Here is a 13,952-nt window from a genome sequence, read left to right on the forward strand (position 1 = left end):
GGCGTTTGTCACGCGGTCTGGATGACGCCCGGTGATCAGAAGTCCGGCGATCGTAGGCCGTGTTGGAGCCTCGACCGGCGCGGACCAGCCTGAGACGGACCTGGAGGCAGATCCATGTCCCAATTGCCCAATGGTGCTTCAAACACCGGTGGATCGTCGTCGGCGGCTGGCTGATCGCCCTGGTCGTCGTCCTCGGGCTCGCGAAGACGACGGGCAGCGACTTCAACTCCGACTTCACGCTGTCCTCCACCGATTCCGGGGCGACCGTGTCCCTGTTGCACGAGGACTTCCCTGCGGCGTCCGGGGAGAACGACCAGATCGTCTTCCGGGCGACCGGCGGCGCCACGACCCGCGCGTCCGCCGTGCGCGCCCGCGTGACCGCCGCGCTCGAGCGGGTCACCCACGGGCCGCGCAGGCCGATACGGCCCGGGAGAAGATCGCGGAGCTGACAGCGCTGCTGGACGGGCTCAACACCGCCGCCGAGGAGATCCGGATCACCCGGAAGACGCTGTTCGAGCTGCTCGATCCACCACAGCCCGTGCCGCTGGACGCCAAGCTGTCGGACCGTCCGCCCGTCCGCCCGCGCGCCCGTCAGGCTTCGTCCTGGTCGACGCGCTCGATCTCGGCCAGGAGGGTCAGCCCGGTGGCGTCGCGGCGGACGGTGAGGGTCTTCACCTCGGCGTGGGCCGCGGCGTGGACCACGGCGGTGATGTCGTCCTCCTCGCGTTCGATCAGCGGCCAGTTGGCGCCGTACTTCATGGCGACCGCGAGCGGGTTGCCGGTGGCGATGTTCGAGAAGTAGAAGGTCCCACCGGGTCGGACCAGGCGCTTCAGGGCGGCGCGGATGAGGACCTGGGCGGGGCGCTCGTCGAGGTAGTCGAACAGGCCGCCGGCCAGAACCAGGTCGAACGGGCCCGCGTCGGCGGCGAGTTCGGCGGACTTGCGCAGGGCGTTGCCCGGGACGGTGCTGGCGTGGGCGGCGGTTTCCGCCGGGAGATCGGCCAGCGCACGGGTCAGCGCGTCGGGGTCGATGTCGTTGAGCACGATCCGGTCGTCCGGTTGCAGCAGCGCGGGATCGACGCGGCGCAGATCGGCGGCCGCACCGCAGGCGATCAGCAGGATCCTGCGGGGCGGCCGGGATTGGCCGCCGGACAGGCATGCCGCTATCAGCGCGGCCTGGTGGGCGATCTTGTTGTGGTGCTGCTGCGCGGCGTCGGAGTGCAGCAGGAAGTCGTCGAACGCCCGCCCCCAGCTGCCCGGTTCGCCGTCCGGGTGCCGCGCGAGCAGGTACTCGATGATCTCGAAGTCGCCAGCGTAGCCACGTGGTTGCCGCTGAGCCCGGTGGACCAGGGCGGAGGCGGACGCCACGCCGGCCAGCGGCGCCAGCGCGGTGGCGAGGTCCTGCTCGCTCACCGCGGCCCCGTGGGCCTGCCGCACGGTGGCGGGGAAGTCGCGCAGCAGGAAGTCGGCGAAGACGGCGCGCGCCTGCTCCTCGGTCAGCTCCTGGGTGGCGGGCAGGGCTTGGCAGTAGTGCTGGGCGAAGTCGGACACGCGATCCAGTGCACTATCGGCGCAGGCGAGTTCGGACGTCATGACGGGGACCTTCGGCTCGGTGATCACGGACGTGAGGACCGTGGCATCATCGCGCGCCGGGGAGCCCCGTTTCACACCGGACCCCCCGGTCGCGGGCACCCCCGCGCCGATCCGCCGAATTGCCCGGCCCGACCGGTCAGCCGGTGTAGGTGTACTGGTCCCCGCTCGCCACCGGGCTGAGCCCGCCTGCCGTGAGCACCCGGACGTCGACCGTACCGGTACCCGCCGGAACCGTGGCGCTGCACAGGTTGGTACCGCAGGAGGAATCGGCGGCCGGCTTGCCGCCGACGAGGACCAGGCCGCCCGCCAGATTGCCACCCGCCAGGTAGATCGCGTTGCCACCGGCGGCCGGCCCGCTCGTGACATACAAGGCGGCCAGCGCGGGGGCCGGGGGCGCGGGCGGCGGCGGGCCCGTGTACAGGAAGGCCGACGGGGTGTACGCGGTACCGCCGGGCGTGACCACCGCGACCGGGACGAGGCCCCGGCCGCCGGGCGCGGTCGCGGTGCAACTGGTGTCGGTGCAGGAGACGTTGGTGGCCGGCGTGTCGCCGAAGAGCACCATGCCGTTCGCCAGCGAGGTGCCCGCGATCGTCACCACGGACCCGCCGACCCCGGGGCCGGTGCTGGTGTCCGAGCTGACGGCGCGCGGCGCGGCAGGGATCACCGGCGGCGGGGCGGCCTCGCCGCCGATGCCCGCGGTGGCCACGTTGTTGGCCGGATTGCGGTCGCCGGGATTGGACACGGTCGCGGTGATCACGCCGGGCGGGATGGTGAGGGCCGAGGAGACGCGCGCCTGCAGGATCTCGGTCTGCCCCGGCTTCTGGGTACCGGTGTACAGGGCGGTGAGTTTGTGGCCGTCGGGCGAGATGGTGTAGCTGAAGGTGTAGGTGGGTTCGTCGGTCATCATGAGGCTGCCGAAGGTCATCCAGGACGGCAGGTCGAGGGTGATCTGGGTGGGCCCGGTGGTGTCGACGGTGCCCACCGCCGTCCAGTGGACGTCCACCTCGCCGTAGCGCGGGACGACGTCGGGGTAGACCGTGACGGTCTCGTCGGCCCCCTGGACGGGAATGACACTTGCAGCGGGAGCAGTCGGTGCAGCGGCCACGGCCGGCACGGTGCCCGCCAGGACGCCGGCCATGGCGAGTGCCGAACAGGCCAGGCCAAGTTTGAGCTTCATCCGGTTCCCCTCTCGAAGCTTTCGCGGGGCCTCCTTATATCGCATCCAGATGCCAGTTCGACGACCTGTAAGGAAATTGACAGACCATCAAGTCTGCTTTGAGTCGCCCCCCTGATGCCGACCGGCCCAGAGGCACGGACCTGCGCGGTGGGTGCGTTGCGGATGCGCAGCTGCGCCAGCTCAGCGCCGGACCCGACCAGCAATAGACGGACGATCTCTGGTAGTTCGCCGCTAGGTCCGTCGCGTCTGGCCCAGGCGTCGAGGTCGCGGGGTTACAGCAGCAGCGCATCGAACCGGTACTCGGGCGCGGTCAGCGGTTGCTCGGACCAGATGACCTTGCCTCGGGCCGTGTACCTGGTCCCCCACCGCTCGGCCAGCTGGGCCACCAGGAACAGGCCCCGTCCGCCCTCGTCCGTGCTGGCGGCGTAGCGCAGGTGCGGGGCGGTGCTGCTGCCGTCGGATACCTCGAAGACCAGGCTGCGGTCGCGCAGCATGCGCACCCGGATCGGCTCGGCGCCGTGGCGGATGGCGTTGGTGATCAGTTCGCTGAGGATCAGCTCGGCAGTGAAGCTCAGCTCCTCCAACCCCCAGGCCTCCAACTGGGCGACGCATTCGTTCCGGACGCGGGACACGGCGGCAGCCTCCTGCGGTACGTCCCAGGTAGCCACCTGGTCCGGCTCGAACAGGCGGGTGCGGGCGACGAGGAGTGCGATGTCGTCGCTGGGGTGTGGCGGGACCAGCGCGTCGAACACCGTCCGGCAGGTCTCCTCCGCGGATCCGTCGGTCTGGGTGCCGGCCAGGGAGGCACGCAGGGCGGCGAGCCCGTTCTCCAAGTCGCGGTCGTGGGACTCGACCAGCCCGTCGGTGTAGAGCACCAGCGCGGTGCCGGGTGCCATCCTGAGTTCGGCGCTTTCGAAGGGCAGGCCGCCCACTCCGAGCGGCGGGCCGGCGGGCAGGTCGACGAACTCCACGCTGCCGTCGGGGGTCACCAGCGCGGGCGGTGGGTGACCCGCCCGTGCCATGGTGCAGTGTCCGGAGACCGGGTCGTAGATCGCGTACAGGCAGGTGGCGCCCGTGACACTGGCCGTCTCGTCGTCCTGGGTGGCCTCGCCTTGGTCGAGCCGGGCGATCAGTTCGTCGAGCCGGGCGATCAGTTCGTCGGGTGGTAGGTCGAGGGCGGAGAAGTTCAGCACGGCGGTGCGCAGTCGGCCCATGGTGGCGGCGGCGTGCAGGCCGTGGCCGACCACGTCGCCGACGACCAGTGCCACGCGGAAGCCGGGCAGTGGGATGACGTCGAACCAGTCCCCGCCGACCCCTTGCTGCGCCGGCAGGTAGCGGTAGGCCGCCTCCAGGGCGCTCTGCTCGGGCAGTCCCCGGGGCAGCAGGCTGCGCTGCAGCGTCTCGGCCATCCGGTGTTCGCGGGTGTAGCGGCGGGCGTTGTCGACGGTGATCGCCGCGCGGGCGACCAGTTCCTCGGCGAAGGAGACGTCCTCCTCCCCGAACGGCTCGGACTCCGCCGCGCGCCAGAAGTTGACCATGCCCAGGGTCAGACCGCGCGCCTTGAGCGGTGCGGAGATCAGCGAGTGGACCCCGTACGCGAGGATGCGGTCGGCGGTCTGCGGGTCGCGCGCCCGCCAGGCGGGCGCCTGGTGCAGATCGGCGGTGAGCGCGGCGCGCCCGGTCGCCAGGGCGCTCTCCTCCGGTGTGCCGGGCAGCGGGCTGATCTGCGAACCCACGGGGTAGAACGGCCGGTCCTCGCTGATGCCGCTGGCGGCCGTGCGGCGGATCCGTGGACCCTGCGCGCTGCCCGTATCCGGGAGGGGCTCGTCGCCGTGCAGCACCGGGTCGGCCAGCTCGACCGTGGCGAAGTCCGCGAAGCGCGGAACCGCCACGTCGGCCAGTTCCTGGGCGGTCCGCACCACGTCCAGGGTGGTGCCGACCCGCAGCCCGGCGTCGTAGAGCAGCCGCAGCCGGGTCCGGGCCGCCTCGGCCTGCCCGGCCAGTGCCCGCAGCTCGGTGGTGTCCCGGATGGTCGCGACGCTGCCGGGCTCGCCGCCGAACGGCGCGGTCGGGCGGCTGCTGACGGCGAGCAGCCGGTCTTCGGCCAGGTGCACCTCGTCGGTGACAGCCCCCCTGGACGCCAGCAGCTCGGCCAGAGCGGGATCGAGCCCCAGGTCGGTGACCGGCCGCCCCTCCACCTCGGGCGGCAGCTCCAGCAGCCGCCGGGCCTCGTCGTTCGCCAGCACGACCCGCCCGTCCCCGCCGACGATCAGCACACCCTCGCGCACCGCGTGCAGCACCGCGTCGTGGTGCTCGTACATCCGCGTCATCTCGGCCGGCCCCAGGCCGCGAGTCTGGCGGCGCAGCCGCCGCCGCACCAGCGCCGCCCCGCCCGTGCCCACGGCGAGCGCGGCCGCCGCACCACCGAACAGCACCGGCAACTGCCGACTCACCGCGCCGCCCGTGTCCTTGACGTAGTACCCCACCGAGAGGAAACCGGCGACCGAACCGTCCGGCCTGGTGATCGCCGCGGTGGTGTCCACGTCGGGTCCCAGCGGTATGTTCTCGGCCACGGTGTACGGGCCCTTCAGGGCGTCGTGGTAGTCGCCGTAGACGTGCTTTCCGATCAGCTCGGGATGGGCGGTCTGGGCGTAGCGGATCCCGTCGGGGCGAAAAATCACGATGTAGTCGAAGCCGCCGCTCCTCTGTACGTCCAAGGCCAGCGGCTGCAGCACGGCGGTCGGATTAGCGCTGTCCAGAGCAGCCGCCATCCCGGGATAGTGCGCCAAGGTGACGGCCGCGGCGCGCGTGCGGTGCTCGGCATCACGCGTGGCGTAGCTGCGGGCCTGCAGGATGAGCGCCGCCAGCGCCGCGGCGACCAGCAGCACCACCACGACCAGCAGCCACAGGAACACCTGCCCGGCGACACTACGCACCCGCAGCCGTGAGCGCAGCCAACCCCAAGCAGACCGGTGTTCCTCCGGTCCGCCCTGTGCCTTGCCCTCAGGGGCAGGGCTCCCTGTGTGCATCCGGGCCGTCCCCGCGCATCTGGATCCTTCTCTCCCACGCTGCCACCCTGCCCGAAGACACGCACGCGAGAAGCCACCGCAGGGCCGGACAGACCGCCCGGCAGGCCGGCGACTGGTCCGCCAACTGATCCGACTCGGCTATCGGGTCACCCTTCAACCTGCAGAGGCTGCCTGACCTGTGACAACAGGCTACGAGGGGGCTGCGTATACCGTTGCTGCACGCGATCGGGGGCGACGATGTGACCACGGCGGTGGTGGACTGTTCGGTGCTGACGTTCTGTGACTCGGCGTGGCTGAACGTGTTCCGGCATGCCCGCTTGATCGCCGAGGAGGCCCGGGTGGAACTGCATCTGGCGGCCCTTCCTGGACGGGTGGCCCGCCTGCTGGAGGCGCCGGCGCGCGCTGGTGGACCAGCGCCGACCGGAAACCGCCAGCTCGACGGGATGATTCCATGATGGTGTCATTTCATCGTGCTCTACTCTCTGCCCACGCTCGAAGACGCCGATCAGACGGTCCTCACGGAGATCGAGGGGATGCGGGATCGGCTGCGCCTGCGCCTGCGCATGCCCCGGCGCTGGGAGGGGCAGCTGCGGCGCAACCTGATGGCGCGGGCGATCGCCGGGTCGAACACGATCGAGGGCTACGCGGCGAGCGTGTCGGACGTCGAGGACATCATGGTCGGCGAGGCGCCGATCGAGGCGAGCGAGACCGTCGCGGCCGAGATCGAGGGCTATCGGCAGGTGATGACCTACATCCAGCGCCTTGCCGGGGCCGGGGAGGACTTCGCCCACAGCAAGGGCCTGCTCGACTCGCTGCACTTCATGTTGCAGGGACACCACCTGCTCAAGCGCCCCGGCTGGTGGCGCTCGGGGCCGGTGTACGTCACCTCGGCCGAGGACCCGACGATCGCTGCCTACACCGCGCCGGACGCCGAGCAGGTGCCGGCACTGACCGGCGAGCTGGTGGCGTGGCTGAACGACGGCGACGTCGACGCACCCGGGCTGGTGCGGGCGTCGATGGCGCACCTGAACCTGGTGGCGATCCACCCATGGGCGGACGGCAACGGTCGGATGTCCCGCGCCCTGCACACTCTGGTGTTGGCCCGCGAGGGGATCACGGCGCCCGAATTCTCCAGCATCGAGGAATGGCTGGGCCGAGCCCGCAACACCTACCGCTACTACGACATCCTCGCCGAGGTCGGCGGCCCCATCTGGACCCCGGAGCGGGACACCCTGCCCTGGGTGCGGTTCTGCCTGCGCGCCCACCACCAGCAGGCCCAGACCGTCGCACGCCAGGTCAACACCACCCGCGAGGTCTGGAGCGCCCTCGACGAGGCCGTCGAGCAACGCCGGTGGCCCGACCGCATGCTGTACGCCCTCTACCCGGCCGCCATGGGCAACCGCGTGCGCCGCGCCACCTACCAGGCCGATGGCATCGGACGACGTCGATGCCGGCGGCCGGGCCGGGAGGTGGGTGGGTAGCGGTGTACGGGGGGTCAGTGCTGCTGCCAGCTGAGGTTCGTGGCGATGGCCGTGAGCTGGTCGATGGTGAGGGCGGGCGCGCCTTCCCGGATGTCGTAGCCGTTGCTGCCGTTGGTCTCGTCGATGGTGACCCCAGTGCCGTCCGGCAGCATGACCTCGACCGTCCATCGGGTGGCGGGGCCGCCACTGCCCGTGGTGGCGGCGGTCGTTGAGGTGATCACGCTGCTGCCGTTCGCCGCGCGGGTCAGCTGCTGGCCGGGCTGGACGCCGCCCTCGAAGGCCCGCCGGGGATCCCCGGCGCCCTGGTCCAGGCGGGGATCGACCGTGATCACCAGCACGCTGGTGCGCCCGGCGGCGGTGACCGTCAGATGCGCCTCGCCGGCGCTGATCTGCGGTGTGCTGCCGTTGTCGTGCTGCACACCGGCGGGCAGCAGCCGGTCGGCGTCGGCCAGGATGTCGGCCGGCCGTGGCGCCTTCGGCGAGGCCTGCCCGGATGCCGGGGCGGAGACCGGACGGGCCGTGGTGACCAGCCGGTCCCAGGACCTGCTGGTCACCACGGCGGTCAACTGCTCGGCGGACAGTGCGGGGTCGGCCCCGGTCACCGGAGGAGTCCCCGTACGGGAGTTGTACTCGTCGAGCTGCACCTGCCGCCCGTCGGTGCCGGTGTACACCGCGCTCCAGTTCTTGACCGGGTTGGCGGGCGTCGGAGCCGACTTGTCGATGACCAGGATCGAGCCGTCCGCCCGGACGGTCCGGGTACAGACCTCGGTGGGCACCATGAACGGGTCCTGACACTGGGTGCCCGCGGCGTCGCCGCCGAGCGGCAGGCCGACCGTGGCGGTGGACAACTGCAGCAGCGTGGCGCCGCGGCCGTCGTCGAAGACGAGCTTCGCCGCCGGCCCCGGGCCGGTCACGTGGTCAAGGCCGTTCTGATCGCTGGTCCGGCCCGGCGGGAGCAGCGGGAGGAGGGTGGCGAGCACCGACTGCGGTCCCGGAGCGGCGGTGCTGTGCCGGCTCGCCGGCGTCGTCAGATCGCCGCCGGGGCGCAGCTGGACGGCGGCCAGGCCGGCTACGGCCAGCGCGGCCACAGCGCCGGCCACGGCGGCCCGGCGGCGGGCGACCCGGCGGCGGCCGCGCCGCTCGCCGGCGTCGGCCAACAGCTCGCCGGGTGTGTCGGGGGCAAGGTCGGCGGCCTCGCTCAGGAGTTCTGTGAGGGAATCCTCAAAGGGCATGGCGGAGAGGGCCTTTCTCGGTGGCGGGGATGGTGCGCGGGGCGTCCGGCCGGGTCAGGGGCGCGGCAACTCGTCCAACTGGTCGCCGAGCACGGCGCGCAGCCGCTCCAGGGCCCGGCTGCTGCGGGAGCGGACCCCACTGGCGCTGAGCCGCAGGACCACGGCGGTCTCCTCGACGCCGCGGTCCTCCCAGAACCGCAGGACCAGGACCGCGCGGTCCTGGACGGGCAGTTGGCCGAGCGCGCGGAGCAGGGTGAGGCGCAGGGCCGGGTCGGGGTCGCTGACGGCCCTCTCCGCGAAGCGGTCGGTGACCTGCTCCGTGCTCGCACGGCGCCGACGGTGGGAGAGGAAGGTGTGGAACAGCACGGTCTGGGCGTAGCCCGCCGGGTTCTCCAGCCGGGATATCCTGGGCCACTTGCCGTAGATCCGACCCAGGGTCTCCTGGGCGAGATCCTCCGCGAGATGCGCGTCACCACCGGTCAGTAGGAAGGCCGTTCGCACCAGCCGGCGCCCCATCGCGGCGGCGAACGCCCGGAATTCCAGCGGTTCCGGCGAAGCGGAACTCGTCGTTGTGCGGTCCATACCTGGATAACGCGGTGGGGCAGAACGCGCGTCCCAGACCGCGCACGACGACGTCCCCCCGGCGCGTCGAGTGCGTCCAGGGCGCGTATTTGGTCGTGCTCAACGGGGGCCCGGGTGAGGTCTCTGATCCAGATCATCGAGGCGCGAAGGTGGAGGCCTGCGAGGTAGCTCTCCGGGGTCCTGTCATACCGGGTGGCGATGCCTCGCCAGGCCTTCCTGGCAGGACACGCTCAGGGCGACACGCCGCCGGGAAGATCACGTTCGGTAGTCGGTGGGTAGTCGAGCTTGTCTGGCCGTAGATCTCGGGAAGTTCGGAAGGTTTCCGGTCAAACTCATGCAAGCCAGGACGTCGGCGACGGTGTGGCCCTCGACCTGGCCGAGCAGCCAGCCGTGACCGAGGGCGTCGACGAAGCCGGTGCGCCACCGGTCCCGGGTCAGGCGCCACTGGCCGGTATCCGCATCCTGTTCCCAGCGGGGCCGTCCGCGCCGGGTCTCGTCGATGCCCAGGACTGTGACCTGCGGTAGTGGTGCCTCGGTGACGTTGCGGGCCTGCGTGCGGAAGGCTTCCATCACGGTCGGCCAGGACAGATGCAGATCCCGCGCGGCCTGGATGACCGTGGAGCCGGCATCACGTAGGCGGCGCCCGGCCGCGCCCCGCAGCCGGGCGGTCGGCCTGGCACCGGCCGGGATCTGCGGGATCTGCTCGGTGAAGGACCGGCGAGGGCAGCCGGCCTCGCGGCACCACCAGCGGCGCTCGTGCCAGCGGAACTCCAATCCGCCCTCGCCGTAAGGGAGATCGCGCGGGCGGGTCACCGCCGTGCCCTTCACCCGGGTGGCGAACACCCCGCAGGCCGGGCAGGACCTGGCTGTCTCGTCGGCCGTGACCAGGCGAACTCAGCGCCTTCCGTCGGCCAGCCGCTCAACCCGCGCGACGGACACCCCGTCGAGGTCGAGCGGCAACGTCGTATCGTTGAGCACGCCTGTGGCTCCTGCGTGATCGTTCTGGGTCGAGAACAGGGATGATCACACAGGTCCACGGGCATCCTGCATCCGGAGCCGTGCCCGAATGCGTCACGACAGTCGGCCGGGTGTGGTTGGCTGCTGGGGTGACTCAGGACTTGGAGATCGTCGCATTCGAATCCGCCGAGGCATTCCAGGCGTGGCTCGGCGAGAACCACGCCGTCTCGTCCGGCATCTGGCTCAAGCTTCGCAAGAAGGGCCCCGGGATCGTCGCGCTGGACTACGCCCAGGCGCTCGACGTGGCACTCTGCTACGGCTGGATCGACGGCCAGAAGGCCAAGTTCGACGACCAGTGGTGGCTCCAGCGGTTCACCCCGCGCAAGCCGCGCGGCAAGTGGTCCAAGGTCAACCGGGACAAGGTGGCCGCCCTGATCGAGCAGGGCCGGATGCATCCCCAGGGGCAGGCCGAGGTCGACCGCGCCAAGGCGGACGGCCGCTGGGAGGCGGCCTACGACAGCGCGAAGACCGCCACGGTGCCGGACGACCTCGCGGCGGCCCTGAACGCCGACCCGGCCGCGGCCACGTTCTTCGAGACACTGGGCCGGCAGAACCGCTACGCGATCCTGTACCGGGTCCAAGACGCCAAGAAGCCCGAGACCCGGGCGCGCCGGATAGAGAAGTACGTAGCGATGCTGGCGAAGGGCGAGAAGCTGTACCCGTAGTCCCGGAGAGGGACCGCAGCCGTGTAGTGGCCCCGGGCCCGGCGCGCCTGCGTCCCCGGCCGCAGCCACCAAATGCCCTCACCGCTCTCCCCACACGACGGCGAAGACGAGATCACCTCTGTCACCAAAGCCGCTGTAGCCGCACTCACCAGGCGGCACGACGGGATCAGAGGGTAAGGACGAGCTTGCCCTGGAGGTGACCGCTGTCAAGCAGTCGGTGCGCGTCGGCGACGTGCTCGAAAGGGAACGTCCCCTGCACGTGGACCCGGAGCTTTCCCTGTTCGACGAGCTCGACGAGACCGCGCAGGGCGACCGGGTCGGGGTCGACTGCGATACCGCTGAAGCGCATGCCCGCCGCCTCGTATTTGGCGATGAGCTCCAGGTCATCATCGGCGGTTGCCGTCACCAGGTGACCGCCGGGGCGGAGCACTCCGAGGGACCGCTCTACGGTGTCGCCGCCGATCGTGTCGAGCACGACGTCGATGTCGCTGACCGCGTCGGTGAAGTCGACCGCCGTGTAGTCGATCACTTCGTCGGGACCGAACCCTTCGACGAACTCCCGCTTGCTCCCACTGGCGGTCGTGATCACATGCGCGCCAAGGGCCTTCGCGATCTGGATCGCGACGTGGCCAACCCCACCGCCCCCGCCGTGGACCAGGACGCGATCACCCTCGCTGACGCCGGCGAGGTCGACGAGCCCCTGCCACGCCGTCAGCCCGACGATCGGGAGCGCAGAGGCTTCAACGTGGGAGAGGGAGGTCGGCTTGCGTACCAGGTGCAGCGCCGGCGCCGATACAAATTCGGCGTACGCGCTCGCCGGCCGCGGGAACAGCGGCATCCCGAACACCTCGTCACCGGGCCTGAACCGCCACGTCTGCGGTGACTCCTCGACCACGCCGCTGATGTCCCAGCCGAGGACGAACGGCGGCCGGCCGATCAGCGGGAACTCCCCGGCGCGAAGGCGCGCCTCCAACGGGTTCAGCCCGATCGCCTTGACCCGCACGAGCACCTCGGTCGGGAGAGGCTGGGGCTCGGGCGCGTCCACGATGGTGAGCATCTCGGGACCGCCGAGCGTCTGCTGGGTGATGACTCGCATGACTCTCCTAGCTTGGGAAGAGGGACGGATTCCAGGCTAGGTTTCCGATAGGAACCAGCAGGTACCTTTGAGGCCGACAGGTACCGTTGGCGCCATGAGCAGTTTCTCGCCCGGTGATCCTTTTCTCGCCGACTGTCCGGCGCGGCTGGCGGTCGAGCTGATCGCCGATAAATGGACGGTGGTCGTGCTCTACGGCCTCAGCCAGGGCCCGGTTCGCCATGGCGAGCTGCTCAAGCTGATCGGCGACATCTCCCGCAAGATGCTCACGCAGACGCTCCGACGGCTCGAGGCGCACGGGCTCGTCCGCCGCCACGCATACGCCGAGGTCCCGCCCCGCGTCGAGTACGAGCTCACCCCGCTCGGGGCGACGCTGATCGATCCGATCCACATACTGACCGAGTGGGCGAGAGCAAACGGCGACGCAGTGCTCGATGCGACCGACGCCGATCCCGAGCCGGTCGCCCAGGGCCTACCGGGCCGAGACTGAGGAGCGGCTGAGAGGGCACTCAGTGCCTTCTTGGTCCCAGTGGGTGAGGCAGACAGCCGAGGCGCGCTCGTACCGCCACATGACGCCCTTCATGAGTCCTGTCCAGTCCCGTCGTCGTCCTCGTCCAGGTCGAGCGCGTTCGGGTCGCGTAGCGGGCGCAGGGCACCGGCGGCCAGGACGCTGGCTGTGAAGCTGTAGCGGCCGAGGAGGTTCAGGTTGCGGTGCTTGAGCGGGGAGAGCCGGGCAACGTCCTCCTCGCGAATCTCGTGGCCCGCCCGAAGGGTGTCTCTATTGTTGCTACGGTTGCTGATCTGCGGCTTTGCGCGTGGGCGGGTTCTGGGCATGATCGCTGACCGTGGTTCTTCGACTGCTTTACTTGATCTTCTGTCGGGTGCTGGGCTGGCTGGCCCTGCTGGGGCGTTCCTCCGCCGTGAAGAACGTCGAGATCCTGGCCCTGCGCCACGAGGTCGCCGTACTGCGCCGCCAGGTGGGCAGGCCGCGGATGTCCTGGGTGGACCGCGCCGTGCTCTCCGCACTGGCCCGCCAGCTGCCGTCGATGCTGCGTAGGCATCGACTCGTCACTCCGGGCACGCTGCTGGCCTGGCACCGGCGTCTGGCGCGTTGGAAGTGGCGGCAGCCACCGGCCAAGCTCGGCCGTCCGCCACTGCCTGAGGAGATCGTCGCGCTCATCCGGCGCTTGGCCAGGGAGAACCCGACCTGGGGGTACGTCAGGATCCAGGATGAGCTGCGGCGGCTCGGCCACCGGGTCGCCGCTGCCACCATCCGTCGAGTCCTGCGCCGTCTGGGCCTGCCGCCCGCTCCCCAACGCGTCGGTCAGCAGAGCTGGCGGACCTTCCTGCAGGCGCAGGCTCACACGCTCCTTGCCTGCGACTTCATGCACGTGGACACCGTCTTCCTCCGGCGCCTCTATGTCTTCTTCGCCATGGAGATCAAGACCCGGCGGGTCCATGTCTTCGGCGTCACAGCACACCCGACGGGGGAGTGGGTGGCCCAGCTCGCCCGGAACTTGCTGATGGACCTGGGAGACAGAGCCGGCGAGTTCCGGTTCCTCGTACGCGACCGTGACGCGAAGTTCACCACCGTCTTCGACGCCGTCCTCGCCGGCAACGGCACGAGAGTGATCCCAACCCCGCCGCAGAGCCCACGCTCGAACGCCTTCGCGGAACGGTGGATACGCACCGTGCGCGCCGAATGCACTGACCGATTGCTCATCGCTGGTGAACGACACCTGAGCGCCGTGCTCGACGAGTACGCCAAGCACTACAACGCCGGACGGGCCCACCGCAGTCTCGATCTGCGTGCCCCGGACGACGCCCTGAACGTCATCTCCATGACCGTTGCCGCGGTCAGTCGCCGCCGAGTGGTTGGAGGCCTACTCAACGAGTACCACGCCATCCCGACGCGTCCACCCGTCGACCCAACGGAAAGGCCCAGTTCAGCGGCCTGATCGGAGTTTTGACACCCTTCACGCCACACCCGCCACGTCAACCTCGCGCTGCGCCATCTCCTCCAGTCCTACCGCGACTCGGTCGCCCCCTCGCTCGAAGCTCGCATCGAGACGCTGTGCCACCT

The 13,952-nt window shown here is 70.7% G+C and carries 13 protein-coding genes and 2 pseudogenes; 6 read left to right on the plus strand and 9 right to left on the minus strand.

Features of this window, described 5'->3' with window-relative positions; all coding sequences use genetic code 11:
* Positions 1-62: 62 nt before the first annotated feature.
* Complete coding sequence (locus ACIGXM_RS34115; protein ID WP_396567879.1) at positions 63-449, plus strand: hypothetical protein; 387 nt, start codon at positions 63-65, stop codon at positions 447-449.
* A 142-nt stretch (positions 450-591) separates the two neighbouring features.
* Here the strand turns inward: ACIGXM_RS34115 and ACIGXM_RS34120 are convergent, their stop codons facing one another.
* From ACIGXM_RS34120 to ACIGXM_RS34130, 3 genes are all read right to left on the minus strand, one after another.
* Positions 592-1,551 carry a class I SAM-dependent methyltransferase gene (locus ACIGXM_RS34120; RefSeq protein WP_396567881.1) on the minus strand — a complete coding sequence of 320 codons (960 nt, stop codon included), beginning with the start codon at positions 1,549-1,551 and terminating at the stop codon, positions 592-594.
* 178 nt (positions 1,552-1,729) lie between these two features.
* Positions 1,730-2,770, minus strand: coding sequence for an IPT/TIG domain-containing protein (locus tag ACIGXM_RS34125; RefSeq protein WP_396567883.1), 1,041 nt, complete (start codon positions 2,768-2,770; stop codon positions 1,730-1,732).
* A 272-nt stretch (positions 2,771-3,042) separates the two neighbouring features.
* Positions 3,043-5,799 carry a SpoIIE family protein phosphatase gene (locus ACIGXM_RS34130; protein ID WP_396567885.1) on the minus strand — a complete coding sequence of 919 codons (2,757 nt, stop codon included), beginning with the start codon at positions 5,797-5,799 and terminating at the stop codon, positions 3,043-3,045.
* Positions 5,800-6,005: 206 nt separating this feature from the next.
* Here ACIGXM_RS34130 and ACIGXM_RS34135 point away from each other — a divergent pair, with 206 nt between their 5' ends.
* On the plus strand, positions 6,006-6,254 hold the full coding sequence (locus tag ACIGXM_RS34135) for an STAS domain-containing protein (protein WP_396567955.1): 249 nt from the start codon (positions 6,006-6,008) through the stop codon (positions 6,252-6,254).
* 15 nt (positions 6,255-6,269) lie between these two features.
* A complete protein-coding gene (locus ACIGXM_RS34140) occupies positions 6,270-7,280 on the plus strand; it encodes a Fic family protein (RefSeq protein ID WP_396567887.1) in 1,011 nt (336 codons plus the stop codon).
* Between the two features lie 14 nt (positions 7,281-7,294).
* Here the strand turns inward: ACIGXM_RS34140 and ACIGXM_RS34145 are convergent, their stop codons facing one another.
* The 4 genes and pseudogenes from ACIGXM_RS34145 to ACIGXM_RS34160 form a co-directional block, all read right to left on the minus strand.
* Complete coding sequence (locus tag ACIGXM_RS34145) at positions 7,295-8,512, minus strand: hypothetical protein (RefSeq protein WP_396567889.1); 1,218 nt, start codon at positions 8,510-8,512, stop codon at positions 7,295-7,297.
* A 54-nt stretch (positions 8,513-8,566) separates the two neighbouring features.
* A complete protein-coding gene (locus ACIGXM_RS34150) occupies positions 8,567-9,094 on the minus strand; it encodes a SigE family RNA polymerase sigma factor (protein ID WP_396567891.1) in 528 nt (175 codons plus the stop codon).
* A 110-nt stretch (positions 9,095-9,204) separates the two neighbouring features.
* Positions 9,205-9,309 (minus strand): annotated as a pseudogene (locus ACIGXM_RS34155) (IS5/IS1182 family transposase); the annotation flags it as partial.
* Positions 9,310-9,349: 40 nt separating this feature from the next.
* On the minus strand, positions 9,350-9,982 hold the full coding sequence (locus ACIGXM_RS34160) for a helix-turn-helix domain-containing protein (protein ID WP_396567957.1): 633 nt from the start codon (positions 9,980-9,982) through the stop codon (positions 9,350-9,352).
* Between the two features lie 200 nt (positions 9,983-10,182).
* Here ACIGXM_RS34160 and ACIGXM_RS34165 point away from each other — a divergent pair, with 200 nt between their 5' ends.
* Positions 10,183-10,776, plus strand: a complete 594-nt coding sequence (locus tag ACIGXM_RS34165; protein ID WP_396567893.1) for a YdeI family protein — start codon at positions 10,183-10,185, stop codon at positions 10,774-10,776.
* 166 nt (positions 10,777-10,942) lie between these two features.
* Here ACIGXM_RS34165 and ACIGXM_RS34170 read toward each other — a convergent pair whose 3' ends face one another.
* The gene (locus ACIGXM_RS34170; protein ID WP_396567895.1) at positions 10,943-11,872 is read right to left on the minus strand and encodes an NADP-dependent oxidoreductase; all 930 of its coding nucleotides are present in this window, start codon (positions 11,870-11,872) and stop codon (positions 10,943-10,945) included.
* Between the two features lie 94 nt (positions 11,873-11,966).
* Between ACIGXM_RS34170 and ACIGXM_RS34175 the strand changes: the two genes are divergently transcribed.
* The gene (locus ACIGXM_RS34175; protein WP_396567897.1) at positions 11,967-12,359 is read left to right on the plus strand and encodes a winged helix-turn-helix transcriptional regulator; all 393 of its coding nucleotides are present in this window, start codon (positions 11,967-11,969) and stop codon (positions 12,357-12,359) included.
* An 89-nt stretch (positions 12,360-12,448) separates the two neighbouring features.
* Here ACIGXM_RS34175 and ACIGXM_RS34180 read toward each other — a convergent pair.
* A pseudogene (locus ACIGXM_RS34180) lies at positions 12,449-12,640 on the minus strand (hypothetical protein); the annotation flags it as partial.
* A 74-nt stretch (positions 12,641-12,714) separates the two neighbouring features.
* Between ACIGXM_RS34180 and ACIGXM_RS34185 the strand changes: the two are divergent.
* On the plus strand, positions 12,715-13,827 hold the full coding sequence (locus tag ACIGXM_RS34185; protein WP_396567899.1) for an integrase core domain-containing protein: 1,113 nt from the start codon (positions 12,715-12,717) through the stop codon (positions 13,825-13,827).
* Positions 13,828-13,952 lie beyond the last annotated feature (125 nt).

Origin of the sequence: Kitasatospora sp. NPDC052896, assembly GCF_044547075.1 — a bacterium.
Classification (GTDB): domain Bacteria; phylum Actinomycetota; class Actinomycetes; order Streptomycetales; family Streptomycetaceae; genus Kitasatospora.

What these genes read in the sequence shown, in the direction of transcription:
- ACIGXM_RS34125 (WP_396567883.1), bottom strand. Translation starts at nt 2,770, where the DNA reads ATGAAGCTCAAACTTGGCCTGGCCTGTTCGGCACTCGCCATGGCCGGC.
- ACIGXM_RS34130 (WP_396567885.1), bottom strand. Translation starts at nt 5,799, where the DNA reads ATGCACACAGGGAGCCCTGCCCCTGAGGGCAAGGCACAGGGCGGACCG.
- ACIGXM_RS34145 (WP_396567889.1), bottom strand. Translation starts at nt 8,512, where the DNA reads ATGCCCTTTGAGGATTCCCTCACAGAACTCCTGAGCGAGGCCGCCGAC.
- ACIGXM_RS34150 (WP_396567891.1), bottom strand. Translation starts at nt 9,094, where the DNA reads ATGGACCGCACAACGACGAGTTCCGCTTCGCCGGAACCGCTGGAATTC.
- ACIGXM_RS34170 (WP_396567895.1), bottom strand. Translation starts at nt 11,872, where the DNA reads ATGCGAGTCATCACCCAGCAGACGCTCGGCGGTCCCGAGATGCTCACC.
- ACIGXM_RS34175 (WP_396567897.1), top strand. Translation starts at nt 11,967, where the DNA reads ATGAGCAGTTTCTCGCCCGGTGATCCTTTTCTCGCCGACTGTCCGGCG.